Raw genomic sequence first — 25,508 nt, 5'->3', positions numbered from 1 at the left:
GTTTGAATTGACGAACAAAGGCGGATCATCCGCCGGAACCCAGCGATACCAGAAAGTGAGGCGGCGGTGGAAGGACGCATTCGGCAGACGGTTGATCACATCGCACTGATCGGCAATTTCCTGCCCCGCAAGTGCGGCATCGCTACGTACACGACCGATACGTATAGTGCGCTGCGGGAGAGGTTTCCCGACCTGCGCGTCGATGTTTACGCGATGGACGATCATCCGGGTCGCTATGAATATCCGCCCGCCGTGACCGGGACGATCGTTGAACAGGATCGCATTTCTTACATCGAAACCGCGCGACAGATCGAGCAGTCAGGCGCGCAGGCGATCTGGCTTCAGCACGAATATGGCATTTTTGGCGGTGCAGCAGGCGAGCACATTCTCGCCTTGCTCGATCGCACCACTCTTCCTCTCATCGTCACGCTGCACACCGTTCTCGAGAAGCCGGACGCGCATCAGCGCACGGTGATGGAAGGTTTGCTGCGCCGCGCCGCGCGCGTGATCGTGATGGCCGATCGCGGGGGCGAAATACTGGCGCGGGTTTACGGCGCCGATCCGCGGGCGATCGTGACTATTCCGCACGGCGTGCCCGATCGCGCCTTGATGAACCCGGCCGTGCTCAAGCCGCGCTTCGGCTGGGAGGGGCACAAGGTTATCCTCACGTTCGGCCTGCTCGCCCCCGGAAAAGGGATCGAGACGGTCATCGAGGCTTTGCCCGAAATCGTTCGCAACCATCCCGATGCGCTGTACGTCGTGCTGGGCGCGACTCATCCGAACCTCGTCGCGAACGAGGGCGAGAAATATCGCGATTCGCTGAAGGCGCTCGCTCGGGAACGCGGCGTTGAACAGAGCGTGCTCTTCATCGACGCCTTTGTCGATTATGATGAGTTGATCGATTATCTGCAGGCGGCTGATCTTTATGTTACGCCCTATCTCAATCCCGCTCAGATCACGAGCGGCACGCTGAGCTATGCGGTGGGCGTCGGCAAGGCGGTGATATCGACGCCGTATGTCCATGCCACCGAGATACTGGCGGACGGCCATGGCGTGTTGGTCAACTTCCGCGACTCGGCCGCGATCGCGCGTGAGGTGAACCATCTGCTCAGCAATGATCGTGATCGCGCCAGCCTTTCGCAGCGCGCCTATGCCCGTGGGCGCACGATGATCTGGCCGCGACTTGCCGAGCGCGCGATGGACGAGGTCAACGCGATCGTCGCGGCCCGGCCCGAGCGGTTGAGCAAAAGCAGCAACACGCCAAAATTTCTGCCGCCCGATATCGGCGCGGTCGAGCGAATGAGCGACAGAACGGGCATGCTTCAGCACGCGATCTACTCCGTGCCTGATCGTCGCCATGGCTATTGCATTGACGATAATGCACGCGCGCTGATGCTGATGAGCGCGATCGACACCATCGACGCCGACGTACGTGATCGATGGACGACCGTTTACGCGTCATTCGTTCAATATGCGTGGAACCCGGACAAGCGCCGCTTTCGCAATTTCATGAATTTCGATCGCACCTGGTGCGAGGACGAAGGCTCCGAGGATTCGAACGGTCGCGCGCTGTGGGCGCTCGCCGTCACCGCGCGGGACGCGCGCGAACGCAAGCATCGCGATTGGGCGACCGCATTGTTCGATGACACGGCCAGCCTGGCTCTGTCGCTCGGCAGCCCGCGTGCGCAGGCATTTGCCATGCTTGGCGCTGCTGCGATGCTGGAAGCGGCGCCCGGCAATCAACTGGCGCGCGCGATACTGGAGCGTTTTCCGGACGAGCATCTCGCCCTGCTCGATCGGACGAGCCGGCCCGACTGGCGCTGGTTCGAGATCGTTCTTGCGTATGACAACGCGCGATTGCCGGAGGCGATGATCCGCGCCGGCATGGCGCTCGATCGCCAGGATCTGATCGACTGCGGGATCGAAACGCTCGAATGGATCGTCGGGATGCAGACCGCGCCGGGCGGTCATTTCCGCGCGATCGGCACCGAAAGCTTTGGCCGCCCCTACGCCGATCCGCTGCCGTTCGATCAGCAGCCGCTGGAGGCGCAGGCAACGATCGAGGCGTGCGGCGCAGCCTATGAGGCGACTCGCGACTCGAAGTGGATGGCGGAGGCGCAACGTGCCTATCGCTGGTTCTTCGGAGGCAATGACCTCGATATGCCGCTGGCCACGTTGCCGGATGGCGGCTGCTTTGACGGGCTTATGCCGACCGGGCTGAACCGCAATCAGGGGGCGGAATCGATTCTGGCGTTGCAACTTGCCTCCTGCGCCATTTCAAGGCTTTCAAAGTCGGGCATAGCCGTGGCAGGTCGGGGGCGCGCCGTGGCCTGATCGGCGGCGCGCGACTTGAAAGACGGCACGAGGGCGGGTTTTGGAAATTTTCAATCATCGATTGCGGCTGCACGCCGATCCTTCGCGCGTGGTGGTCCGGCCATTCCATCTTGGCTGGCAATCGAACGGATCGGGCGTGAGCCGGTCGCAACGCCTTATCAGCGAAGTGCTCGGCATGACCGAGCGCGAGGCGAGCGTGCAGCTTGAGACCGTGCTCAAGGATTTCGAGGCGCGGCATTGGCAGACGCGCCGGGTGTTCATGACCCGTTACGATCGGATCGCGGCCCAGCACGGGCTGGATGGCAGCACGATCGGCGACGTGAAACGCCAACTGATCGGTGCGTATTTCTGCCACGAATACAGCTACGCCGCCGCCGCGCTGATGAACCCCAGCGTCGTGCCACATCACGATCAGACCGGCATGCCGAAGGGATCGCAACGGATCCTGATGTCGCTGCGCGCGGTTGGCGAGGGGCATATCTCCTCGGTCGTATTTCGCGAGGGTATCATCACCGGAAGGCGCGAGCTGAAGCTGGCGCCCGAACCGCCTTTCGCCACAGCCGCCGATGCCGAGGGGATAAACGAGGAACAGGCGCCGACCGGCCCCGTGACGGTCCAGCGGCACCGCGATTCGACGCTCTCCGGCACGGTGATCTTTCCGATTACCGACGCGCAGTCCAAGGGGCTTGAGGATCTGCGCCTGGTGAAATTCCAGCACGATAATGGCGATGCGGAATGGCTTGGCACCTACACCGCCTATAACGGCTCCACGATCCAGTCCGAATTGTTGCGGACGCGCGATTTCCGCTCGTTCGATCTCGTCCCGATGACGGGCACCGCCGCGCGCAACAAGGGCATTGCGCTGTTCCCGCGCAAGGTGGACGGCACCTATATGGCGATCGGGCGGCAGGATGGCGAAAACCTGTATCTGCTCAAGACCGACGATCTCACGCACTGGGATGACGGCGAACTCATTCTGAAGCCGGATCAGCCGTGGGAATTCGTGCAGATCGGCAATTGCGGCGCGCCGATCGAGCTGGATGAGGGCTGGCTGTTGCTCACGCACGGCGTGGGGGCGATGCGCAAATATTCGATCGGTGCGGCGCTGCTGGACAAGAACGATCCGTCGAAGGTTATCGGGCGCACCAACGGCCCGATCCTTGCCGCCGCCGATCAGGACCGCGAGGGCTATGTGCCGAACGTGGTCTATACCTGCGGCGCGATGCGGCATGGCGACATGCTGTTCATGCCATACGGCATCGCGGATAGCTCGGTGGGTTTCGCTTTCGTCGATATCAAGGCGCTGCTGGCGCTGATGTGACGAGGCCGCGCGCGCGGCGATAAAGCCACCATGTCAATGCCGTGAACAGCAGCGGCCCCGCAATGAGCGCGGCGGGGCCGAAGCCTTCGCCCACCACCGCCAGTGGCGAATCGGTGTTCGTCGCCGCGACGACGCCAGCGAAGGCGACGCCGAACAGGCTCTCCCCAACGATCATTCCCGTCGCGAGCAGCACCCCGAGACGCTTCGCGCCCTCAGCATCGGCGCGCCGGTCCGACCAGCGATCATAGCACCAGCCGAGCACCGATCCGATCGTGACCGGAAGGATCACCGCCATCGGCAGGTAGATGCCGATCCCGATCGCGAGCGGGGGCAGGCGCAGCAGTTTCAGGCGTCCCAGCACCTCGTCCAGCGCGATGAAGCCAACCCCCGCCAGTGCGCCCCATCGCAGCATCGGCCAGTTGAGATCGCCGCCCAGCACGCCCTTTGCCAGCGCGGAAATGAGCCCCGCCTGCGGCGCGGCGAGTGCCTGTGGCCCGGCGCCCGGCGCACCCGCAAAGCCGAAAGCGGTGTTGAGCAGATCGAGCACGATCGGCACCACCAGCGACCCGAAGCATACGCCGACGACGAGCGCCACCTGCTGCTTCCACGGCGTCGCGCCCACCAGCTGGCCGGTCTTCAGATCCTGAAGGTTGTCGTTCGAGATCGTCGCCACGCCGAACACGACGCCCGTAACGATCAGCGCGTAGGCGATCAGCGCCTGTGACGTTTCCGGCGGATTATCGCGACCGAACAATGCCACCAGCATCAGCGAGGCGGCGAGTATCGAGAGGATGCCGATCGCTGATACGGGCGAATTGGACGCGCCGATCAAGCCCGCCATATAGCCGCATACCGCCGCGATCATCAGCCCGATCACCGCCACGAAGACAAGCGCGCCGGCGATCAGCAGCACGCCCTGGGCGGCTAGCGGGCCACCCGCGATCACGCTCCACAACAGGATTCCGATCGGCACCAGCGTGGCGAGCGATACAATGGCAACGATGCCGATCGGCAGATCACGCTCGGTCAGCGCCATCGTCGCGCCGGTCTGTCGCGCACGGCTGGCGGCAATGGCGGAGGCGACGCCGCCCACCACCGGGCGCGCGATCCTTACCAGCGTCCAGACCGCGGCGACCCCGATCACCCCCGCACCGAAGAAGCGCACGTCGGCGCGGAAAACCGTGTTCGCCAGTTCCTCCGCACTGCCGCCGACGCTGCTGTGCGCGGTGAGGATCGGCAGCAATATCCACCAGCCTGTCGCCATGCCGACGAGTTGCGCCATGCCGACCGACAGGCCCACCAGATGGCCGACGCCGAGCAGCGCGAAGGAGAGGCCGCCCGAAATGCCGGTCGCGCCCGCGCCCACGCGAAACCAGCGCGCTGCCTCCGCGGCGGCGAGCTTCATCTGGGTGAGCAGCGCGAACCCGGCCGAGGCGAGGCTCCCTCGGATCAGCACCGAAAGGCCCTTCGCGCTTTCCGCTCCACCGTCGCGGGCGGCCGAACCGACTTCCAGCACCTCGGCGGCCGCGCGACCCTCCGGGTAGGGCAGGTCGGTATCCACCACGAGCGCGCGACGTAGCGGGACGGAGAACATCACGCCGAGAATGCCGCCAGTCGCGGTGATCGCCGCCGTCGTTACGAATGGAAAGCCATGCCACCATCCGATTATCACCAGCCCAGGCAGCACGAAGATGATCGCCGCAAGCGTGCCCGCAGCGCTGGCGATCGTCTGGACGATGTTGTTCTCAAGGATCGTGCTGTCGGGGAAGAGGCGAAGTACCGCCATCGATATCACCGCGGCGGGGATCGAGGTGGCGAAGGTCAGCCCTACCTTCAGCCCCAGATATACATTGGCCGCCGTGAACAGCAGGGTGATGATCCCGCCGAGCAGGATGCCGCGTATGGTAAGCTCGGCAACGCCAGTGCGCGGGGTGTCGGTCGAAATGCTCATCCGCGATCATTAGCCACCCCGGCCAAAACGCACCACCCCGACGAACATTGCGGAATGCTGCCCGATGGCGGCAATTCCGGCATGTTCGCCGGGGCGATTGTTATGGCATCAGGCGTGTCGCGGACCGCCTGGTGCGTCAAATCGTCAGATGTTGTCGCCGAGCTTGCCCTTGACGTCGCCAACCGCCTTCTGCGCATGGCCCTTAACGTTCTGGGCAGCGCCCTTGGCCTCAAGCTCGCGGTCGCCGGTTGCCTTGCCGATCTCTTCCTTGACCTTGCCGGCGATCTCGTTCGCGGTGCCCTTCACCTTGTCCTTGAACTCACCCACGATGTTTCTCCTCACAACTACTAAATGACAATGCGGGGGAACACGAAACGATCCACATGCTGATCGCGATCAGGTCGATTTACGCGGCGCGCCCTGTCCCCCTTGTCGCGTCACCCGCCGTAGCCCAAGAGCGGCCGCACGAACTTTGCGGGGAATCGACATGGCGGAAGCGTTGCGCGTGGCTTTGGCTGGGCTGGGTACGGTCGGATCGGGTGTGATCCGCGTGCTCGAGGCCAATCGCGCATTGATCGAGCGCCGTGCCGGCCGCGCGATCGAGGTGGTTGCCGTTTCCGCGCGCGATCGCGGCAAGGATCGCGGCGTCGATATCGCGGGTTTCACCTGGGTCGATGACACCGTTGCGCTGGCCGACGCGGCGGCCGACGTGGTGGTGGAGCTGGTCGGCGGGGCAGATGGCCCGGCGCTGGCGCTCGCCCGCGCCACATTGGAGAACGGCAAGGCGTTTGTTACCGCGAACAAGGCGATGCTCGCACACCATGGCGTCGAACTGGCGGAGGCGGCGGAAAGGGCGGGCGTGCCGCTCAAGTTCGAGGCGGCGGTTGCGGGCGGCATCCCGGTCATCAAGGGGTTGCGCGAAGGCGCCGCCGCGAACGAGATCGCGCGGGTTCAGGGCATCCTCAACGGCACCTGCAACTTCATCCTCAGCAAGATGGAGGCGGAGGGCCGTGATTTCGGCGAGGTGCTCGCCGAGGCGCAGGTGCTCGGATATGCGGAGGCCGATCCAAGCTTCGACATCGATGGTGTGGACGCCGCGCACAAGCTTTCGATTCTGGCCAGTCTCGCATTCGGCACGCGGCCTGCGTTCGACGATGTGGCGATACGGGGCATCCGCCAGTTGATCGCGGGTGACATCGCGGAGGCGGCTGCGCTGGGTTATCGCGTCCGCCTGATCGCGCAGGCGGAGCTTGGAGCAGGGGGGCTGTTTCAGCGCGTCCAGCCGCAGCTCGTGCCGCAAGACCATCCGCTCGCCCATGTCACCGGCTCGACCAACGCGGTGGTGGCCGAGGGGAATTACGTTGGCCGGCTCCTGTTCCAGGGCGCGGGGGCGGGCGACGGACCGACAGCCAGCGCGGTGATCGCCGACCTTATTGATATCGCGCGCGGCGAGTCCGGCCCGCCATTCGCGATGCCGGTAAGCGCACTGACCGACGCGCCGGCGGCAAATACCGGAGCACGGCGCGGCCGTGCGTATTTGCGTTTCATGGTTGCTGACCGGGTCGGCGTGCTCGCAGAGATCGCCGCCGCGATGCGCGACGCTGGCGTTTCGATCGAAAGCCTCATCCAGCGTGGTGCGAACGCGGATGGCAGCGCACTTGTCGCGATTGTTACCCATGAAGCGCCCGAGTCCGCAATTTCCGCGGCGCTGGAGCGCTTGCGCGGTTCGCAGAGCCTTGTCGGCGAACCGATGTGGATGCCGATCCTCGACTGATCAGGGTTGCAAATTACCGCTGACCAGCAGGGTTAAACCGCCTCGTCGTCTTCGCCGGTGACGCGAAGCTCTTCCTCGTCCGGGTCCAGGTCGAGATCCAGATCCGGGGCGAGATCGGTTATGACGGTGCCATCGCTCGGCCCTTCGTGAGTGACCTCGATGATTTCGGCGCGCTGGCTCTCGTCATAGCCTTCCTCGTCGTAGCCATCATCGCCCGACCCATGGCCCGCCACTTTATGTCCGCCCATGCCAATCTCCTTCATATCCACCGAACCCGCGCCGAAGCGCGCGGTTCCCCGGGATCGTCAGGTAGCCGGATGGAACAGGCGGCCACGCTCGGTGATTGCGGCCAGCGCCAGCGCGGCGAGCGCGGCGATCAGGAAGCCCGTGGTCAGTGGCATGGTCGTGCCGTTGAACGCCTGCCCGATCAGCGAGCCGACCGCCGAGCCGAATGTCAGCGAAATGAAGCCCTGCACGCTTGATGCGGTGCCGGCGATATGGCCCATCTTCTCCATCGCCATGGCAGAGAAATTGGACGTGGTGAGTGCAAAGCACGCCAGCGTGATCGACTGGAGGATGCCGAAAATCAGCACCGTTTCATGCCCGGTCGCCGCGATAGCGAGATGCAGCGCGGTCGTCGCGACCATCACGAGCACCGCCCCGTGGCTGATGCGCCGCGTCCCGAGCCGCATGACCAGACGCACGTTCATCAGATTCGCCACCATCATCATGCCGGCGCTGGCCCCGAAGATGACCATCAGCAGCCTGGGCTGCCCGAACGTGTCCGCCATGATCTGCTCGATCGAGCCGAGATAGCCATAAAGCGCGGCGGTAAGCGCGGCGGCGGCAATCGTGTAACCGAGCGAATAGCGATCGGAGAGCGTCGTACGCCAGCCGGCGACGATCGCGGGGATGCGGATATCGCGGCGATCTTCAGGCGGCATCGTTTCCGGCACGCGGGCGATCACCCAGAGCATCACCAGTATCGCAAGGCCGGTGACGATCCAGAATATCGTCCGCCATGTGCCGAACAGCAGGATGATCGTGCCGAATGCTGGCGCCACGATCGGCACCGCCATGAACACCATGAACGCAAGCGACATGATCCGCGCCATTGCGCGGCCGGCAAAACAATCGCGCACCATCGCTACCGTCGCCACCCGCGATCCCGCCACCGCCGTGCCCCCGATGAAGCGGGCGGCGAGCAGCAGCGGAAAGCTTGCCGAGATCGCCGCGAGCACATTCATCGTGGCATAGGCGGCGAGCGCGCCGATCAGCATCCGGCGTCGCCCGAAGCGATCGACCAGCGGGCCGTGGAACAATTGCCCGATGCCGAAGCCTGCCCCGAAGATGGTGATGACGAACTGCCGGTGATTGGGATTTGCAACGTGGAGCGAGCTGCCGATGTCGGGCAGCGCCGGCAGCATCGTATCGATGCCGAGCGCCGCCATCGCCATCAGCGCGGCGACGAGCGCTACGAATTCGCCGAACGGGATCGGCGCGCCGCGTGGCGTGTCCTGGGTCAACGATGCTGCCATGCGATCGCGGTTACCGTTCGCCGCACTGGAAGTCACCCCATTGGATGACATGGCCGAAAAGCGCGTGCCCTTGCTACATGCGCCAGGGTGTCGTACCTGTGTAATACAGGTAGGGGAGACTTTATGATCCGTACAAGCGGCTCTTTTGCACTCATCGCGATCGCGGCGGCCACGCTTTCCGCCTGCGACAAATCCGGCGACGGCACGTCGATATCGATCGCGTCGGACAATGGCGCGGGCAGCTGGTTCGACGGCAATTCCGGGGCGGTGAAGATCGATACGCCGGTCTTCAAGGGCGAGTTCAATCTGCCGAAGATCAATCTGACGGCAGAGAATTTCGATATCAACGGGGTTCACCTCTACCCCGGATCGCGGATCGCGGCGGTCGATATCAAGCCTGAACGGAGCGACGACGAGGGAATCGTGACGGTCCGATTCGAAAGTCCCGCTTCGGTCGATACGGTGCGGAGCTGGCTCAAGGATCAGTTCGATCGAAAGGGCGCCAAGGTTACGGTCGACGGCAACAGCCTTCATGGCGAGACCGACGACAAGCCGTTCCGCTTCGATCTTGCGCCAAAGGGCGACAAGGCAGCCGGCACGGTGACGATCGGCTAGCGGCGTAGCGGGGCAGGGGCTATGAGCGCGGTTTGCAATTTACGGACGCGATACATGCTCGATACCCCGCTGGCCCAGGTGCCGACCCTCAGCCTGAAGGACCAGGCGACCGACCCGATCGCGTTCGCGGCGGCGATCGGCGGCTCTTTCGAGCGTTTCGGGTTCGCGATCGTCGCGGATCACGGCATCCCGACCGATCTGATCGACCGCGCGTGGCGTGAAACGGAGGCGTTGTTCGCACTGCCCGACGCGGAAAAGCGCGGCTATTTTGTAGAGGGCGGCGGCGGGGCACGCGGCTACACGCCATTCAAGACCGAGATCGCCAAGGACGCCAAGCACGTTGACCTGAAGGAATTCTGGCATGTCGGCCGGGAATTGCCGCAGGGCCATCGCTTCGCGGGCGAGATGTCGCCGAATATCTGGCCGACGCGCCCGGAAGGATTCCGCGATACCTTCCTCGAACTGTTCACCGCTTTCGATCGCGCAGGAGACCGGTTGCTATCCGCGATCGCCCGGCACCTGAAGCTGGCGCCCGACTGGTTCGAGCCGGCCGTCGCGGACGGCAACAGCGTGCTGCGGCTGCTTCACTATCCGCCAATCCCCGCCGATGCGGAGGGCGTGCGCGCAGGCGCGCATGAGGACATCAATCTCATCACGCTGTTGCTTGGCGCAGAGGAAGCGGGGCTGGAATTGCTAGATCGCGATTCGGGCCGCTGGCTGGCGATCAAGCCGCCGGAGGGGGCGATGGTGGTCAATGTCGGCGACATGCTGCAACGCCTGACCAATCATGTCCTGCCATCGACCACGCACCGCGTCGTCAATCCGCCGGTCGAGCGGCGCGGCCATTCGCGCTATTCGATGCCGTTCTTCCTGCATCCCGCGCCCGATTTCCTCATCGAGACGCTCCCGGGCTGCGTGAGCGCGACGAACCCTGACCGTTATCCCACGCCCATCACCGCGCACGATTATCTCCACGAGCGGCTCGTCGAGATCGGTCTTATCAAGAAATAGGCGGTGTCGCGCCGCTCCGTCGGCGGCGCGTCAGGCGTTATTCGGCAGCGTGGGCGATGTCGGCGTCGTTCACCACGTCTTCGGGAAGCGCCCAGTGCAGATCGCCCTTGGTGAGGATGCGGCCGTCGTGGCTGATGACGGCGATCGGCTGGACCGGGCGGTTGTCACGCGTATCGACAAGGATCGGAAAGGCGGGCACCCCCGTCTCCCAGCGCTCCCCCCATTGCCGCAGTGCAACCATCGCGGGGAGCAGCGCGTGGCCCTTGTCCGTGAGAAAATATTGGATCTTGCGACGGTCTTCGGGCAGCGATTGCCGATCCATGATGCCATGTTCGACGAAGCGTGCCAGGCGGCTCGCAAGAATATTGCGCGCGATGCCCAGTTCGGACTGAAATTCCTCAAAGTGTTGCAAGCCGTTGAACGCGGCCCGCAATATCAGGAACGCCCAGCGCTCTCCCATTGTCTCCAGCGCGGCGGGAAGGCTGCATTCCGTCAGGCGCTCGCGCAGTTTCTCCAAAGGGGCACTCCTTGATTTACAATGCATTGTAGCCGAGGGCGGCTTGGCGACGTACTAAATTATCAGTTGCCACTTGCAACTCGCAAGTGCAACAAGTAAGTAGCCTCCAGCAACCTATTTTGCGAGGCAACATATGATTCGCTCGATTATCGCCGGGGTCCTCACGTCCGCTGCGCTCCTCGCTTCGGCGGGCGTATCTGCCCAGGCTCCGAACGGTTATTTCACCGCCACGCCGGTTAACGCGTCGACGAAAGACGTCGTCATGACGCGCGATACGCCGTGGAACCTTCAGGACGGCGTCTATGTCACCGGCAAAGCGCCGATGCGCGAAATGGTCGCGTGCCAGATGATGGCGCACACGGTGGGTGCGCTCTCGTCCTTCACCGTCGAGGGCAAGGCATTTGACGAAACCGCGCTCGGCGAGTGCAACGGCAAGGCGAAGGGCGGCAAGGTCGCCGTTGCCAAGGCCGGGCCGAACCCGTCGCCCGCCAACTGATCCGAATTCTCTATTAGAGAAATGTGGTCCTTCCGCCGCCCGCCGCGGCGGGAGGACCATTTCTGTTGCAAAGCAATAGCCGAACGCGGCATCGTGCGAGCGTGCTGAGACAATATGAGCTGATCGATCGGGTCCTGGCCTACGATCCGGAAGCCGACGAGGCGCTGCTGAACCGCGCCTATGTGTTTTCAGTCAACGCGCACGGCACGCAAAAGCGCGCCTCGGGCGATCCCTATTTCAGCCACCCGATCGAGGTGGCAGGCATCCTTACCGAGCTGCACCTCGACGACGAGACGATCGCCACCGCGATCCTGCACGATACCGTGGAGGATACGGTGGCCACGCCGGATCAGATCCAGCACCTGTTCGGCGATAATGTCGCGCGGCTGGTCGATGGCGTGACAAAACTGTCGAAGATCGAGGCGCAGACGGAGAATGAGCGCGCCGCGGAAAACCTGCGCAAGTTCCTGCTCGCCATGTCCGGCGATATCCGCGTGCTGCTGGTCAAGCTGGCCGACCGGCTGCACAACATGCGCACGCTCCATCATATCTCGAAGCCCGAGAAGCGCCGGCGCATCGCCAAGGAGACGATGGACATATATGCCCCGCTCGCGGAGCGGATCGGCATGTACGAGTTCATGAAGGAGATGCAGACGCTCGCCTTCCAGCAGCTCGAGCCGGAGGCATATGAATCGATCACCCGCCGGCTGGACCAACTGAAATCCGGCGGCGGCGATCGCATCACGAAGATCGGCGCCGGCCTCAAGACCCTGCTTGCCCGCCACGGTGTCCAGGCCGAAATCTCCGGGCGGGAGAAACATCCCTATTCGATCTGGCGCAAGATGCAGGAGCGCCACATCAGCTTCGAGCAGCTCTCCGACATCATGGCGTTCCGTGCGATCGTTCCGACGGTCGAGGATTGCTATGCCGCGCTCGGGCAGATCCACCGGCGCTGGCCCGCGGTGCCGGGGCGGTTCAAGGACTATATCTCCACGCCCAAGCGCAACGGCTATCGATCGCTGCATACGACCGTGATGCACGCCGAGAACCAGCGCGTCGAAATCCAGATCCGGACCGAGGATATGCACGCGCAGGCCGAATACGGCCTCGCCGCGCACTGGGCATACAAGCAGGATCTGAAGGTCCGCCCGGAAACGCAGCAGCAGAACTGGATCGCCGATCTCGTCGAAATTCTCGAAAATGCCGCGACGCCCGAGGAACTGCTCGAGCATACCCGGATGGCGATGTATCAGGATCGCATCTTCGCCTTCACGCCGAAGGGCGAGCTGATTCAGCTTCCCAAGGGCGCGACGCCGATCGACTTCGCCTATGCGGTGCATACCGATCTGGGCGATCAGGCGGTCGGCGCGAAGATCAACGGGCGGGTGGTGCCGCTGCGCACCGAGATACAGAATGGCGATCAGGTGCAGGTGCTACGCTCCAAGGCGCAGACGCCACAGCCGAACTGGCTGGGCTTCGCGATCACCGGCAAGGCGCTGGCCGCGATCCGCCGGCATCTCCGCCAGGTCGAGCGCGAGCAGATCATGACGCTCGGGCGCAAGCTCTACGACGATATTCTGGCGCGCTTGCCCGCGCCGCTCGCGGCCGGGGCGCTGGAGGAGGCGCTTAAGCGCCTGAAGCTTGCCGATGACGTGCAGTTCCTGACGGCGATCGCGCGCCGCAAGCTGACCGATGCGGAGGTGATGGAGGCGTTGATGCCCGGATCGGCCGGCGCGGAAGTGGCGGAAGCGCCGCCGCAATCCTCCGCGATCTCGATCGAGGGGCTTGCGCCCGGCGTCGCCTATGAGCTCGCTACCTGTTGTCATCCGGTGCCGGGCGACCGCATCGTCGGGCTGCGGCGGCCGGATGCGTCGATCGAGGTGCATTCGATCGATTGCCGCACGCTGGCCGAGCTGGCGGAGCGGACCGACGAGGAGACCGACTGGATCGACGTGCAATGGGGCGACGCCACCGAGGGCGCGGTCGCGCGCATCACCGTGGAGGTGCGCAACGAACCCGGCGCGCTCGGCGTGATCGCGACGATCATCGGCCAGCACAAGGCGAACATCATCAACCTGCGGCTCGATAATCGCGACACCGGCATCCATACGAATACGATCGACGTGGAAGTGCATGACGCGCATCAGTTGATGCGGCTGCTCGCAGGGCTGCGCGCGGTGGAGGCGGTGGCAGGCGCCGAACGCGCCTGATCGCACGGCGGGTTGCGATTCGACGTTAAGCGCGCGAAGAGACGGCCATCGAAATTCATGTAAATCGAGGGTTTAGCCATGATCGCGCGCGCCGCCGCCATTCTTCTTGCCACCGCATCGGTCGCCGCCGCCGCACAGGATGCCCGGCCAGCCGAGAAGGGGGCCAAGCCCGCGCTCACCAACGCCGAAGTCGCGAAGCAGGAGGTTGAAGCCGCCTATGCCAACGCGCCGGTGCAGGAGCGTGAGGAGCGTTCCAGGGGCAGCGTCGCGGTAGCGGGCCGCACGCTTGCCTACACCGCGACCGCCGGCACGCTCACGATCCGGGATACGGAGGGCAAGCCGACCGGATCGATGTTTTACACCGCCTACACGCTCGACGGCACGAAGCCGGGCACGAAGCGGCCGATCACCTTCTTCTACAATGGCGGGCCGGGCAGCCCGACCTTCTGGCTCCACATGGGATCGTTCGCGCCGGTCCGGCTGCGCACCGGCAACCCGGAGTTCATGCGCCCTGCACCGTTCGATTTCGGGCCTAACCCGGATACGCTGCTCGACAGGACGGACATGGTGTTCCTGGACGCGATGGGCGCGGGCTATTCGCGCGCGTTGGGCGAAACGAAGCCGGGGCATTTTTATGGCGTCGACGAGGATGTCGATGCCTTCGCGCGCGCCATCATCCGCTATGTGACGAAGAACGGGCGCTGGAACAGTCCGAAGTTCATCTTCGGCGAAAGCTATGGCACGACGCGCTCCGGAGCGCTCGCCTATCAGCTTCAGGATCGCGGCATGGCGCTGAACGGCGTGGTGCTGCTCTCGTCGATCATGAACTATGGCTCCCGCCAGCCGGGGCTGGATCAGGTCTATCTCAACTATCTGCCCAGCTACGCTGCGACTGCGTGGTATCACAACCGCATCCAGAATCGCCCCGCCGACGTGGCGACCATCGTGGAGCAGGCGCGGGCCTTCGCGGTGGGGCCATATGCCTCTGCGCTGGCAAAGGGGCAGTCGATCTCCGATGCGGAGCGCGATCAGGTCGCCAACCAGCTAAGCCAGCTGATCGGTCTTTCGCCGGAGTTCATCAAGCGCGCCAATCTGCGTATCGATCTGCCGCGCTTCCAGAAGGAATTGCTGCGCGACAGCCGCAAGCGGATCGGCCGCTTCGATTCGCGTTACACGGGCACGGATGCGGATGCGGCGGGCGAACGGCCTGAATCGGATGCGTCGTCGGATGCGATCTCTGGCGCGTTTATCGGCACTTTCCAGAATTACGTAACCAACACGCTCGGCTACAAGACCGACATGCAATATCGCCTGTCCGCGCGCGACGCGGCGGGGTTCGACTGGAACTGGAAGCACAAGGCGCCGGGCGGCGGCTATGCTGCGCAGCAAAACAACCCGAACACCGCGATCGATCTGGCAACCGCGATGCGGGAGAACCCTTATCTCAAGGTGCTTTCGATGAACGGCTGGTACGATATGGCAACCCCGTTCTTCGGCACCGAATATGATCTCGGCCATATGATGCTGGAGCCGGCGCAGGCGAAGAACCTGTCGTTCACTTATTATCCCGCCGGGCACATGGCGTATCTCAACCCAGAGGCGCTGCACGCGATGCGGCGCGATCTGGTCAACTGGTACGATAGCGCACTCGCCGGCCCGGCGGCGGCAAACTGATCGACGGCGCGCGGGTGTATTATTGAGTTGCGACACCCGCGCGTCGCGCTACGATATGCCATCACCCACATAAAGAGGGGCACCAGATGGACCGCCGTACATTCCTGACTTCCACCACCGCAGCATCGGCGATCGCGCTGATGCCCGCCGCGCTGCGCGCGCAGGCTGCGTCCGGTGACGCGAAGCTTAACGCCACATTCGATCGGATCATGGCCGATCTGCTCAAGGAAGCGCCCCCGCTCGCCACCGTGCTCGGCATGGACAAGGGGCCGAACGCCGCGCTCAAGCACAAGCTCGGGGATAATTCCGCGGCGGGCCGCGCGCGCGGGCAGCGGATGCTCAAGCAGGCGATCGGCGAGATCACCGCCATCGCTCCGACAACGCTCTCTCCGGCGTCGAAGCTCGATCGTGAAGTGGTTCTCTATTCGCTCAACGCCCAGGCGATCCCCATGGATCGCTTCGGGCTGGATTCGGTACAGCGCCCGTATCTGATCTTCCAGCAGGGCGGCGTCTATTTCGAGACGCCGGATTTCCTCAATTCCTCGCACACGATCACCAATGCGGAGGATTGCTCCGCCTATCTCGATCGTCTGGCGGCAATGGCCACCACGCTCGACAACGAAACGGCGCTGCAGAGGAGCGAGGCGGCGCGTGGCTATGTGGCACCCGGCTGGTCGCTTGATCTGACGCTGGGGCAGATGGGCAAGTTGCGCAGCCCCGCGCCGGCTCAAAACGGCCTTACCGAGTCGCTCGCCTCCCGCGCGGCTAAGGCGAACATTCCCGGCGACTGGGCGGCGAAAGCCAGCGCGATCGTCGAGAAGCAGGTCTATCCCGCGCTCGATCGCCAGATCGCGCTGATCAGGGAACTGCGTCTGAAGGGGCGGACCGACGACGGCCTGTGGGCCGTGCCCAAGGGCGACGAGATATATGCCGCGGCGCTCGCCGAGGCGACGACCACCAGCTATACGCCCGCCGAGGTGCATCGCATGGGGCTGGACCAGGTCGCCTCGATCACGGCGGAGCTTGAAACGATCCTCAAGGCGAACGGGCTGACGAAGGGCTCGGTCTCGGAACGGCTCAACGCCCTGAACGTCCGGCCGGACCAGCTCTATCCGGATACCGATGCTGGCCGCGAGCAGCTGATCCGTGATCTCAACGCAGGCGTCGCCGCGATGACCGCGAAGCTGGGCCGGCTGGTCAACAACCCGCCCAACGCACCGCTCGAAATCCGCCGCGTGCCGGTCGAAATCCAGGATGGCGCATCAAACGGCTACTATTACCTCGCCGCACTAGATGGCTCCCGACCCGCAATTTACTGGATCAACCTCAAGAGCGTTGGTGACTGGCCGAAATATTCGCTACCGGCGCTGACTTACCACGAGGGCGTGCCGGGCCATCATCTGCAACTAACCATCGCGCAGCAGGCCAAGACACCGCTGCTGCGCAAGCTTTCGTTCTTCAACGCCTATTCCGAAGGATGGGCGCTTTACGCCGAGAATCTCGCGGACGAGGTGGGAGGCTATGCCACGCCGCTGGAGCGCGCGGGCTTCCTGCAGAGCTACCTCTTCCGCGCCGCGCGGCTGGTGATCGACACTGGCATCCATACCCAGAAGTGGAGCCGCGAGAAGGCGACTGCCTATATGGTGCAGACGGTGGGCTTCGCGCAGCCTCGGTCGCAGCGCGAAGTTGAGCGTTACTGCACGCAGCCTGGGCAAGCTTGCAGCTACAAGGTTGGCCATGCCGCCTGGGTGCGCGCGCGTGAGAAGGCGATGGCGATCCAGGGCAAGAAGTTCGACGAGAAGAACTTCCACGATATCCTGCACGCGGGCGCAATGCCGCTCACCATATTGGAGCGGATGGTGGAAGAGCGCGCCCGCGCGGGCGCGTGAACCTGCGGAGGGGGGCGCCGGACAAGCCGCGCGCCCCCCGTCCGTTGCTCGCAACAATCTGGTGATTTTCACCCGGCTAGCCGATAAGGGGCGCCGCCATGCAATGCCGCCCACAGCTTTCCGTCGTCATTCCTTGCTATAATGAGGCGGCAACGCTGCCGCTGCTGCATCAGCGCGTGTCGGCGGCGGTGCGCGCTGTAGTGGGCGATGATCATGAGATCGTGCTCATCAACGATGGCTCGCGCGACGATAGCTGGCCTATCATGCAGCGCCTCGCGGCGTCGGACCCGCGCCTCGTTGCGATCAACCTTTCGCGCAATCACGGCCATCAACTCGCGCTTACCGCCGGGCTGGATCTTTGCGTCGGGCAGCAGATACTGATCCTCGACGCTGATCTCCAGGATCCGCCCGAACTGCTCGCGGAGATGCGAGCGACGCTGGCGCGCGAGGAGGCCGATGTCGTTTACGCCGTGCGTCGGAAACGCGATGGGGAGACGCTGTTCAAGAAGGCGACCGCCGCCGCGTTTTATCGCGTGCTCGATCGGGTGACCGATACGCCGATCCCGCTTGATACCGGCGATTTTCGATTGATGACACGGCGCGCGCTTGATGCGTTCCTGTCGTTGCCGGAACAGGCGCGCTTCATTCGCGGAATGGTCGCGTGGGTAGGGTTTCGGCAGGTGCCGTTCCCCTATGATCGGGCCGAGCGCCACGCTGGCGAAACCAATTATCCGCTGTCGAAAATGCTGCGCCTCGCCTTTGATGCGGTGACTGGCTTCTCGACCGCGCCATTGCGCTTTGCCAGCCATGCTTCGGTCGCGCTGGCCGGCGCGTCGATGCTTCTGCTTTTCTACATCGCCTGGGGTTATTTCGAGGGCAGCCCGGTGCAAGGGTGGACTTCCACGATGCTGGTGGTGACGGTGCTCAGCGCAGTGCAGATGTTCGTTCTTGGCATGATCGGCGAGTATCTCGGCCGGCTCTATATCGAATCGAAGCGCCGTCCTCTCTATCTGGTCGCCGACGTAGCCGGGCCGGTGCGCGGTCGCGCTTCGCTTGGATATAAGTCGGATCAGCCACCAGCAGCCGACTTCACTGGTACGGCAAACGAGGCTTGATCCTTTCAGTCGGCTGACAGCTCGGTTCAGCGCGCATTCGCCATCGCTCGCTCATAACGGCATCATCAACAGGGCCGGCCATGCGTCGGCGATGGAGTGACCGGGAATGAGAAAGCTTATTTCAATGACCCTGATGGCCGCCGCCTCGCTGCTGCCGCTGTCAGCCTCCGCGCAAGATAATGCTCAGCAACGCGGCGATCGCGGCGATCGCGGCGGTGCGCCGCGCGGCGATCACCAACCGCATCAGTTACCCGGCGGCGGCTGGCAACGCCCCGCAGCGCCGCAGCAGGGTCAGGCCCCGCAGCCGCAACTTCAACAGCGTCCGCAATGGCAACGCGCTCGGCCGGATGGCGGCCAGCGTCCGCCGATGCCGGACGATCGCGCCAATGTTCAGCGCCCGCAATGGAATGGTGGCAATCGCGATCAGGCCCAGCGGCCGCAGTGGCAGGGCGGTCGGCCAGATGGCGCGAACGCGCAGCCTTCGCCGTGGAACCAGCGCCCGCAATGGGCACAGCCGGGGCGCGATACGCCTGCTGGTCGCCCGGGCACCGTCCAGCGTCCGGACCCGAACGAGCAGGGTCGCGGATCCGGGCGCGAGCAGCATCGCGCCGATTGGCGCGATTCTCAGCAGACCGGCGGCTGGCAGCACTCGCGTCCTGACAACTATCGCGGTGGCGGCTGGCAGGATCGCGATCGTTATCAGGGCGATCCTCGGCGCGGGTGGGATGATCGGCGTGGCAGCGGGGGCGATCGTTACGCCAATGGAAATCGTGGGCGATGGAGCCGCGACTGGCGCCGCGACACCCGTTATGACTGGAACCGCTACCGTTATCAGAATCGTCAGGCGTTTCATCTGCCGCGTTACTACGCGCCCTATGGCTGGGATTATGGCTATCGCCGGTTCTCGGTCGGGATGACGCTCTCGAACATGCTGTTCGCGCAGGATTACTGGATCGATGATCCGTGGAGCTATCGCCTGCCGGAGGTTTACGGGCCTTATCGCTGGGTGCGCTACTATAACGATGCCGTTCTGGTCGATGTTTATTCCGGGCAGGTCGTGGACGTGATCTACGATATATTCTGGTAAGCGCTCCGTTCGACGATATGTCGGGTGTCGCCACCGGCGGCACCCGCCTTGTCATCGGGCGCACCACACGCGAAATGGCGCGATCATGACGGCGAATCTCGGATCTCCAGTGCAACCATCGCAACTGCGGCGATTGATCGGCGAGCGGGTGAAGGCGCGGCTGGATGCCGATCCGCGTATGGAGCGTCTGCCGAGCGACCTTGCGGTCGCCTATCGCTGCCGCGACTATCTTGATGCGAGCCGGTGCGCGCAGTTGATCGCGATGATCGACGCGAACCGCCGGCCCTCAACCTTGCTTACCGACCGCGACAGTTCGGAAGTTCGGACGAGCGAAAGCTGCGATATGCAACGTGCGGCCCCCGAAGTGCGCGAGATTGACGAGGGCATCGCCGCGCTGCTCGGCATCGCACCCGAAAATGCGGAAACGATGCAAGGCCAGCGTTACGAAGTCGGCCAGCTTTTCCGCCCGCACCACGACTATTTCCATGATCGCGAAAGCTACTGGCCGGCGATGAAGATCAGCGGCGGGCAGCGGACCTGGACGGCGATGGTCTACCTCAACGACGTGGAAGAGGGCGGCGCAACCTGGTTTCCACAGGCCGGGCTTCGCGTTGCGCCCCGGCGCGGGATGCTGCTCACCTGGAACAACATGAACCCGGACGGCAGCCCGAACCTGGCGACGCTCCATGAGGGGTCGCCCGTCACCGAGGGGGTGAAATATATTGTCACGAAATGGTTTCGGGAGGGCCCCTGGATAGCGGGCTGCTGATACCGACGGGCTGCGCGAGAGCGATGAAATGTGCCAATAGGCGGCGATGAACATATCTGTCCTCGGCATTGAAAGATCCATCCTTGGCCAGCCGTGGCGCTGGCGCGCATTGGCTTCGGACCAGCGCGAAGATTTGATACCCGACGATCTGGTCACGCAATTGCTGCTGGCGCGTGGCGCGCCGCGGGATGCGCTGGAGCTCCACCGTAATCCCACCATACGCGGGTTCATGCCCGATCCTTCGATTTTCCGGGATATGGACCGCGCAGCGGCCAGACTTTCCGACGCGGTCGAGAATGGCGAGCGGGTCGCAATCTTCGGCGATTACGATGTTGACGGGGCCACCTCTGCGGCCCTGATGATCCTGCTGCTGCGAGCGCTGGGGCTGGAGGCGCGGCCTTATATTCCGGATCGGTTGATGGAGGGTTATGGCCCGTCCGGGGCCGCGCTCGTGCGTCTGGCGGGCGAGGGGGCGACGCTGATCGTTACGGTCGATTGCGGCGCACAAGCGTTTGAGGCGCTGCATGCGGCGCAAGCGGTGCCGGTGGACGTGATCGTGGTCGATCACCACCAATGCGCCACCACGCTGCCGCCGGCACTGGCGCTGGTAAACCCGAATCGCCTGGATGAGGCGGAAGGGCGCGCGCATGGCCATCTCGCGGCCGTGGGGGTTGCCTTCCTGCTCGGCGCGGCGCTGTTGCGCGAATTGCGGAAGCGCGGCTGGTTTGCCACGCGCCCGGAGCCGCGCCTGATCGACCTTCTCGATATCGTCGCGCTGGGCACCGTGGCGGATGTGGCGCAGCTACGCGGGCTCAACCGGGCGTTCGTCGCGCAGGGTCTGAAGGTGATGGCCGGCCGCCAAAATATCGGGCTTGCGGCATTGATGGACGCGGCGCGACTGACTCGCGCGCCAACCGCGGCCGATCTGGGCTTCGCACTTGGCCCGCGGATCAATGCCGGCGGGCGAGTGGGGCGCGCCGATCTCGGCGTGCGCCTTCTTACCACGCGCGATCCGATCGAGGCACGGGATATAGCAGGTGAACTCGACCGTCTGAACGAGGAGCGGCGCGCGATCGAAATGTCCGTCCAGGAGTCCGCTGAGGGCTTAGTGGCGCACGACCGCGCGGTCGCTGTTGTCGCGGGCACAGGATGGCATCCTGGCGTTATCGGCATCGTCGCAGGGCGCTTGAAGGAAAAGCGTGGGCGACCCGCGATCGTCATCGCGATCGATGAAGCGGGGATCGGGAAGGGTTCCGGGCGCTCGATCGTCGGCGTCGATCTCGGGCAGGCGGTGCTCGCGGCGAAAGAGGCAGGGTTGCTCGTCGCAGGCGGTGGACATGCAATGGCCGCTGGATTGACGATCGAGGCGAACAATATTCCGGCCTTCACGGACTTTCTGGAGGAACGGCTGGCCGAAAAGATCACAGCAGCGGCGGCGGACCGCGCTCTGCTGGTCGATTCGGTCCACGCACCGGGCGGCGTTACTCCGGAACTGGTCGAGGCGCTTGAGGCTGGCGGCCCCTATGGCACCGGCTGGCCTTCGCCACGCGTCGCGATCGGACGCGTGCGCCCCGTTCGCGTCGATGTGGTCGGCAATGGGCATGTGCGCGCAATCATGGCCGGCGACGACGGCCGCAGCTTCAAGGCAATGGCCTTCCGCGCGGCGGACACGGCGCTGGGCCAGGCCCTGTTGGGCGCAGAGCCGCACCGTCGGCTGTGGCTGGCCGGCCGGCCAAAGATCGATACATGGGGGCAGCGGCCGGCGGCAGAGCTTCATCTAGACGATGCAGCCTGGGCAGATTGAGTTTGCGGCGATTGTTGCCTTGACCGCGCCGCTTCCGTCGCCTAACCGCCGCTTCGCCCAATGGCCCCTTCGTCTAGCGGTTAGGACGCGGCCCTTTCACGGCTGAAACACGGGTTCGATTCCCGTAGGGGTCACCAGATTCTGACGAAGCCAGGAATCGCGGTAATTGAGCGCGTTTCCGCAAGTTTAGAGATCGAGACTGTTCGCGATCCGCTATCACCTGCTGCGTTTCGCCAGCACGGCCGCATTTTGCGCGATCGTGAACATCGATCAATAATCATTCAGTTCGTCGCTTCAGATCCGTAAATATCGAAAGTACCAGACCATAGGATCAAATTCCCCGTAAGAATATGACATTCTTATGAAATTATCCAATAAGCTACAGTGTAAAGCGGTAAAAGTAATCACCGGGTAATCACCAAAATTGGCGCGTTTTCGTAGATTAGCGCAGTGGCGGCGGTGCGTGACCCGTGCATTCCTAGCAGTCGTCTCGGCCGGAACCACTGCACCCAAGGCATCCTCCGGCTCGCCCAGAAGGACTGCTCGTGCCGAAACTCGGCATTCCTCCGTGCGAGAGGGACATATCTTTCAGTTGCGTGAGCGGTCTTAATGCCGATGGCTTTCAGCAGGGCGCGCACCAAGCGGCAGAACCGTGAGTTGAACATCCACTTTTCCTACGCGCTGGAATGTCAGCGTCAGCGGCACCGTGTCTCCGGCGACGAACGGCGCGTAGAGGCCCTCGAACATGAGATGGTAGACGCCGGGCTGCAGCGTCACCTGTCCGTGCGCTGTGATCGGCAAAGCGTTGAGGTCGCGCATGCGGGCGATGCCGCGGTCGGTGCTCGACGCGTGCAGCGTCACCCGCTCGGCCCAGGGGCTGCTTGCCGCGATAAGCCTGTCCTCGACCGGCTGGTTGTTGACGATCGTCAGATAGCCAGCGCCCGTGGGCGCCCCGCCGGGCATAGCCGGCGCCCATGGGTCGACGATAGCGATAGGGCCGCTGACCTGCACCTCGCCGCCATGAGCGTGCGCGGCATCGGTTGTATCATGAGGTGACAGATAAGTGGTGATATAGGCAGTCGCGGAGATGATGGCGGCGAACAACAGCAGTTCACCAACGATCATCCGTCGCAGCCGGATACGCGCCCTGTCCTGGCCGGCAAGTTGCGGTGTGAGCACGACCCGGTTGACCCCGGCGAGTGCGAGCAGCAGCGCTGTCAGCCCCAGCTTCGTTAACAGGGCTTGCTGGTAGGCAAGCGCGAGGTCGATGCGAAACTCGAGCAGGAGCGTGGCAGTCGTCAGCGCGGCGATAAGTAGAGCCATAACGACCCAGACCGCTTGGCGGCTGAAGCGACCGACCAGCTCGGGGAAATTCGTCGAGGCGGTGCGACCGGTCGCCAGCAGAATCCAGAGCCCACCGCACCACCAGGCGGCGGCGGTGACATGCAGGATTATGGTGATTGAGGTGAGCATCCCGCGTGAGGCGGAATGGCCTACGACGCCGAACGCGACAAGAATCAAGACCGCGCCAATGGGTGCGGTGCGGCGTTCGGTTTTGAGCGCCAGCCATAGGCCACCGATCAGCTGCAGGCCGAGGGCGACGCCAAGCGGTGACAGGAAGATCGCAGCGAGAGTGGGGGCATCCGCATCGCCGCCGAGCCGCAGGAAGAAGATCAGCGCCGTTGCGCAGGAGGTGAGGACGAGCAGACTGCCGGCAGATCGCACCAGACTGGTCGGGAGGTGCAGCGGCGTCTTGAGGCCCCACGCGAGCGACACACGCGCGATCGCCAGCCCGGCCCCGGTCAGCGCTGCGGCGTAGCCCAGCGCCTTGACGATGGCAGCGATCGCCTCAAGCATGTCAGGGCTTGGGCGCGCGCAGCACGACGATGATGCTGCCTTCGACGACATGCCCGTCGCGCGACAGCGCCCGCCAGCGGACCTCGTTGCGGCCACGCGCGAACCCTGGCCTCGCGGCATTGAAGGTCGTAGCGCTTCCGGTCGGCGTGAAGGACAATTGCCGTTCGCCGGCAGCCGTGACGAGCGTCAGCGAGGTCAGCGAGGCGGGTTCGAGGAAGGTCAGCGTCAGCACCGGCGGGGATTGGGTGAGCACGCTGCCACTCGGCGGATTGGAGCTACGCAGTGCCGTATGGGCCTGAACGGCGGCAGGTATCGCCGCCAGTATCAGAGCGAGAGCCGCCCGAAATCCTTTCGTCATTTGCTCTTGTCCTTTCGGAGCCAGGGATTGGCGAAGCGCGGATCGTGGAGCAGCGCCCCGTCTGTCAGGGAATTAAGGAAGGCGATAACGTCAGCCCGCTCCTCGCGCGTCAGCGTAAAGCCCGGCACGAACGAGCTTTTGAAGGGATTGGTGCGCCCGATACCGGCATGGGGTCCCGACGCGATCGTCCGGCCGCCAGCCGCATAATGATCGAGAACACCATCGAGCGTCGCGATCGAGCCGTCATGCATGTAGGGACCGGTCACCGCGACATTGCGCAGGCTCGGCGCGCGGAACCGGCCCATATCCTCCGGCTTGCCGGTGATCTCCATGATGCCGGTGTTGTCGGCCGGATAAGCCCCCTTGCCGTCAAGATTATAGAGGCCGGTATTGTGGAAGGCGATCTCCCCGGCCTTGTTGCGCTCGTGGAGCACTGTGTCGGCAAGGTTCAGGCCATTGTGGCAATGGTGGCATTCGAGGCGTTCGGAGAAGAACAACGCCTCGCCGCGGATCGCGGCATCGGACACCGCATCGACATCGCCTTCGTAGCGGTAGCGGTCATAAGGCGACCGCATCGACACGATCGAGCGCTCGAAGGCGGACAAAGCCCGGACGACGGTCGCGAGCGAGATTTCACCATTGGCCTCGGGAAAGGCCTCGGCGAAAAGTCGCCGATAGATCGGCTCGGCCGCGAGCCGCTTCACCATCTCCTGTTCTTTCCCCGCCAGACCCAGTTCGATCGGTTCCTGGCCGATCAGCGGCACCAGCGCCTGCTGCTCCAGATGCCTGAGCAGAGGATTGGCCCAGGTCAGCACCGGGAAATAGGCGACGTTGACCAGCGACATCGAGTTGCGGGGGGTCGACTGGCCCGTTACGCCCCTTGCGACCGCGCGCCCATCGGTGAAGGCGCGGGATTGCTGGTGGCAGCTCTCGCACGACATCGAGCCGTCAGCGGACAGGCGCTTGTCGTAGAAAAGGTGGCGTCCCAGTTCGACCTTGGCCGCCGTCGTGGGATTGGCGGCGGGCTCCATCGGCTTGGGCGCCCATCCCGGCAGACCGAAATCGTACCGGCTGGGCACCATCGCCTCGATCGGCTGCAGCGCCGATTGTCTTTGCTGGGCGTGCGCGATGCTGAACAGCATCAACATCGCGGACACAGCCAGAGCGATATTCGACGCGCGCTGCACG

21 protein-coding genes and 1 tRNA gene are annotated in these 25,508 nt (G+C 64.2%); 14 read left to right on the top strand and 8 right to left on the bottom strand.

Features of this window, described 5'->3' with window-relative positions; translation table 11 throughout:
- Positions 1-66 precede the first annotated feature (66 nt).
- The gene (locus FFS35_RS05730; protein ID WP_249341471.1) at positions 67-2,334 is read left to right on the top strand and encodes a glycosyltransferase family 4 protein; all 2,268 of its coding nucleotides are present in this window, start codon (positions 67-69) and stop codon (positions 2,332-2,334) included.
- Positions 2,335-2,374: 40 nt separating this feature from the next.
- Positions 2,375-3,655, top strand: a complete 1,281-nt coding sequence (locus FFS35_RS05725) for a glycoside hydrolase family 130 protein (RefSeq protein WP_137786162.1) — start codon at positions 2,375-2,377, stop codon at positions 3,653-3,655.
- On the opposite strand, the gene FFS35_RS05720 is transcribed toward FFS35_RS05725, so the two are convergent.
- On the bottom strand, positions 3,630-5,606 hold the full coding sequence (locus tag FFS35_RS05720) for an oligopeptide transporter, OPT family (protein ID WP_137786161.1): 1,977 nt from the start codon (positions 5,604-5,606) through the stop codon (positions 3,630-3,632). The genes FFS35_RS05725 and FFS35_RS05720 overlap by 26 nt on opposite strands.
- A 144-nt stretch (positions 5,607-5,750) precedes the next feature.
- A complete protein-coding gene (locus FFS35_RS05715) occupies positions 5,751-5,933 on the bottom strand; it encodes a CsbD family protein (protein WP_137786160.1) in 183 nt (60 codons plus the stop codon).
- A gap of 160 nt (positions 5,934-6,093) precedes the next feature.
- Here FFS35_RS05715 and FFS35_RS05710 point away from each other — a divergent pair, with 160 nt between their 5' ends.
- Positions 6,094-7,380 carry a homoserine dehydrogenase gene (locus FFS35_RS05710; RefSeq protein WP_137786159.1) on the top strand — a complete coding sequence of 429 codons (1,287 nt, stop codon included), beginning with the start codon at positions 6,094-6,096 and terminating at the stop codon, positions 7,378-7,380.
- Between the two features lie 32 nt (positions 7,381-7,412).
- Here the strand turns inward: FFS35_RS05710 and FFS35_RS05705 are convergent, their stop codons facing one another.
- Together FFS35_RS05705 and FFS35_RS05700 are read right to left on the bottom strand one after the other, a co-directional pair.
- Positions 7,413-7,628 (bottom strand): hypothetical protein, encoded by a 216-nt coding sequence (locus tag FFS35_RS05705; RefSeq protein ID WP_171007526.1) that lies wholly within the window; start codon positions 7,626-7,628, stop codon positions 7,413-7,415.
- A 57-nt stretch (positions 7,629-7,685) separates the two neighbouring features.
- On the bottom strand, positions 7,686-8,918 hold the full coding sequence (locus FFS35_RS05700) for a multidrug effflux MFS transporter (RefSeq protein ID WP_137786158.1): 1,233 nt from the start codon (positions 8,916-8,918) through the stop codon (positions 7,686-7,688).
- 123 nt (positions 8,919-9,041) lie between these two features.
- Here FFS35_RS05700 and FFS35_RS05695 point away from each other — a divergent pair, with 123 nt between their 5' ends.
- Both FFS35_RS05695 and FFS35_RS05690 read left to right on the top strand, forming a co-directional pair.
- A complete protein-coding gene (locus FFS35_RS05695; RefSeq protein WP_137786157.1) occupies positions 9,042-9,533 on the top strand; it encodes a hypothetical protein in 492 nt (163 codons plus the stop codon).
- A 54-nt stretch (positions 9,534-9,587) separates the two neighbouring features.
- Complete coding sequence (locus FFS35_RS05690) at positions 9,588-10,544, top strand: 2-oxoglutarate and iron-dependent oxygenase domain-containing protein (protein WP_137786156.1); 957 nt, start codon at positions 9,588-9,590, stop codon at positions 10,542-10,544.
- Between the two features lie 37 nt (positions 10,545-10,581).
- Here FFS35_RS05690 and FFS35_RS05685 read toward each other — a convergent pair whose 3' ends face one another.
- Complete coding sequence (locus FFS35_RS05685) at positions 10,582-11,088, bottom strand: helix-turn-helix domain-containing protein (protein ID WP_137786155.1); 507 nt, start codon at positions 11,086-11,088, stop codon at positions 10,582-10,584.
- 106 nt (positions 11,089-11,194) lie between these two features.
- Here FFS35_RS05685 and FFS35_RS05680 point away from each other — a divergent pair, with 106 nt between their 5' ends.
- The 9 genes from FFS35_RS05680 to FFS35_RS05640 all read left to right on the top strand — a co-directional run bounded on the left by FFS35_RS05680 (position 11,195) and on the right by FFS35_RS05640 (position 22,242).
- Positions 11,195-11,557, top strand: a complete 363-nt coding sequence (locus FFS35_RS05680; RefSeq protein ID WP_137786154.1) for a hypothetical protein — start codon at positions 11,195-11,197, stop codon at positions 11,555-11,557.
- A 101-nt stretch (positions 11,558-11,658) separates the two neighbouring features.
- Entirely contained in the window at positions 11,659-13,767 is a 2,109-nt protein-coding gene (locus tag FFS35_RS05675; RefSeq protein ID WP_137786153.1) for a bifunctional (p)ppGpp synthetase/guanosine-3',5'-bis(diphosphate) 3'-pyrophosphohydrolase, read from the top strand.
- A gap of 78 nt (positions 13,768-13,845) precedes the next feature.
- Positions 13,846-15,441 carry a peptidase S10 gene (locus FFS35_RS05670; RefSeq protein WP_137786152.1) on the top strand — a complete coding sequence of 532 codons (1,596 nt, stop codon included), beginning with the start codon at positions 13,846-13,848 and terminating at the stop codon, positions 15,439-15,441.
- Between the two features lie 86 nt (positions 15,442-15,527).
- The gene (locus FFS35_RS05665) at positions 15,528-17,330 is read left to right on the top strand and encodes a DUF885 family protein (protein WP_137786151.1); all 1,803 of its coding nucleotides are present in this window, start codon (positions 15,528-15,530) and stop codon (positions 17,328-17,330) included.
- 98 nt (positions 17,331-17,428) lie between these two features.
- On the top strand, positions 17,429-18,445 hold the full coding sequence (locus FFS35_RS05660) for a glycosyltransferase family 2 protein (protein WP_137786150.1): 1,017 nt from the start codon (positions 17,429-17,431) through the stop codon (positions 18,443-18,445).
- A 124-nt stretch (positions 18,446-18,569) separates the two neighbouring features.
- On the top strand, positions 18,570-19,532 hold the full coding sequence (locus FFS35_RS05655; protein ID WP_249341469.1) for an RcnB family protein: 963 nt from the start codon (positions 18,570-18,572) through the stop codon (positions 19,530-19,532).
- Positions 19,533-19,617: 85 nt separating this feature from the next.
- Positions 19,618-20,301 carry a 2OG-Fe(II) oxygenase gene (locus FFS35_RS05650; protein WP_137786149.1) on the top strand — a complete coding sequence of 228 codons (684 nt, stop codon included), beginning with the start codon at positions 19,618-19,620 and terminating at the stop codon, positions 20,299-20,301.
- 46 nt (positions 20,302-20,347) lie between these two features.
- Complete coding sequence (recJ, locus tag FFS35_RS05645; protein WP_137786148.1) at positions 20,348-22,105, top strand: single-stranded-DNA-specific exonuclease RecJ; 1,758 nt, start codon at positions 20,348-20,350, stop codon at positions 22,103-22,105.
- A 62-nt stretch (positions 22,106-22,167) separates the two neighbouring features.
- Positions 22,168-22,242 (top strand) — tRNA-Glu (locus FFS35_RS05640).
- 469 nt (positions 22,243-22,711) lie between these two features.
- Here FFS35_RS05640 and FFS35_RS05635 read toward each other — a convergent pair.
- From FFS35_RS05635 to FFS35_RS05625, 3 genes are read right to left on the bottom strand one after another with little or no spacing between them, the layout of a single operon-like run.
- Positions 22,712-23,962 (bottom strand): copper chaperone PCu(A)C, encoded by a 1,251-nt coding sequence (locus tag FFS35_RS05635; protein WP_171007524.1) that lies wholly within the window; start codon positions 23,960-23,962, stop codon positions 22,712-22,714.
- A 1-nt stretch (position 23,963) separates the two neighbouring features.
- Positions 23,964-24,320 (bottom strand): copper resistance CopC family protein, encoded by a 357-nt coding sequence (locus FFS35_RS05630; protein ID WP_137786146.1) that lies wholly within the window; start codon positions 24,318-24,320, stop codon positions 23,964-23,966.
- Positions 24,317-25,507: a methanobactin export MATE transporter MbnM gene (locus FFS35_RS05625; protein WP_212742174.1), complete on the bottom strand. Its 1,191-nt coding sequence runs from the start codon at positions 25,505-25,507 to the stop codon at positions 24,317-24,319. The genes FFS35_RS05630 and FFS35_RS05625 overlap by 4 nt, the downstream gene beginning before the upstream one ends.
- Position 25,508 lies beyond the last annotated feature (1 nt).

The organism is Sphingomonas sp. 3P27F8 (assembly GCF_005502745.1).
Classification (GTDB): Bacteria; Pseudomonadota; Alphaproteobacteria; order Sphingomonadales; family Sphingomonadaceae; genus Sphingomonas.
The sequence above is the reverse complement of the archived record's forward strand: the minus strand, read 5'-3'. Positions and strand labels throughout refer to the sequence as shown.

What these genes read in the sequence shown, in the direction of transcription:
- FFS35_RS05630 (WP_137786146.1), bottom strand. Translation starts at nt 24,320, where the DNA reads ATGACGAAAGGATTTCGGGCGGCTCTCGCTCTGATACTGGCGGCGATA.
- FFS35_RS05670 (WP_137786152.1), top strand. Translation starts at nt 13,846, where the DNA reads ATGATCGCGCGCGCCGCCGCCATTCTTCTTGCCACCGCATCGGTCGCC.
- FFS35_RS05695 (WP_137786157.1), top strand. Translation starts at nt 9,042, where the DNA reads ATGATCCGTACAAGCGGCTCTTTTGCACTCATCGCGATCGCGGCGGCC.
- FFS35_RS05700 (WP_137786158.1), bottom strand. Translation starts at nt 8,918, where the DNA reads ATGGCAGCATCGTTGACCCAGGACACGCCACGCGGCGCGCCGATCCCG.
- FFS35_RS05690 (WP_137786156.1), top strand. Translation starts at nt 9,588, where the DNA reads ATGCTCGATACCCCGCTGGCCCAGGTGCCGACCCTCAGCCTGAAGGAC.
- FFS35_RS05650 (WP_137786149.1), top strand. Translation starts at nt 19,618, where the DNA reads ATGACGGCGAATCTCGGATCTCCAGTGCAACCATCGCAACTGCGGCGA.
- FFS35_RS05710 (WP_137786159.1), top strand. Translation starts at nt 6,094, where the DNA reads ATGGCGGAAGCGTTGCGCGTGGCTTTGGCTGGGCTGGGTACGGTCGGA.
- recJ (WP_137786148.1), top strand. Translation starts at nt 20,348, where the DNA reads ATGAACATATCTGTCCTCGGCATTGAAAGATCCATCCTTGGCCAGCCG.
- FFS35_RS05655 (WP_249341469.1), top strand. Translation starts at nt 18,570, where the DNA reads ATGACCCTGATGGCCGCCGCCTCGCTGCTGCCGCTGTCAGCCTCCGCG.
- FFS35_RS05685 (WP_137786155.1), bottom strand. Translation starts at nt 11,088, where the DNA reads ATGCATTGTAAATCAAGGAGTGCCCCTTTGGAGAAACTGCGCGAGCGC.
- FFS35_RS05680 (WP_137786154.1), top strand. Translation starts at nt 11,195, where the DNA reads ATGATTCGCTCGATTATCGCCGGGGTCCTCACGTCCGCTGCGCTCCTC.
- FFS35_RS05660 (WP_137786150.1), top strand. Translation starts at nt 17,429, where the DNA reads ATGCAATGCCGCCCACAGCTTTCCGTCGTCATTCCTTGCTATAATGAG.
- FFS35_RS05705 (WP_171007526.1), bottom strand. Translation starts at nt 7,628, where the DNA reads ATGGGCGGACATAAAGTGGCGGGCCATGGGTCGGGCGATGATGGCTAC.
- FFS35_RS05635 (WP_171007524.1), bottom strand. Translation starts at nt 23,962, where the DNA reads ATGCTTGAGGCGATCGCTGCCATCGTCAAGGCGCTGGGCTACGCCGCA.
- FFS35_RS05720 (WP_137786161.1), bottom strand. Translation starts at nt 5,606, where the DNA reads ATGAGCATTTCGACCGACACCCCGCGCACTGGCGTTGCCGAGCTTACC.
- FFS35_RS05665 (WP_137786151.1), top strand. Translation starts at nt 15,528, where the DNA reads ATGGACCGCCGTACATTCCTGACTTCCACCACCGCAGCATCGGCGATC.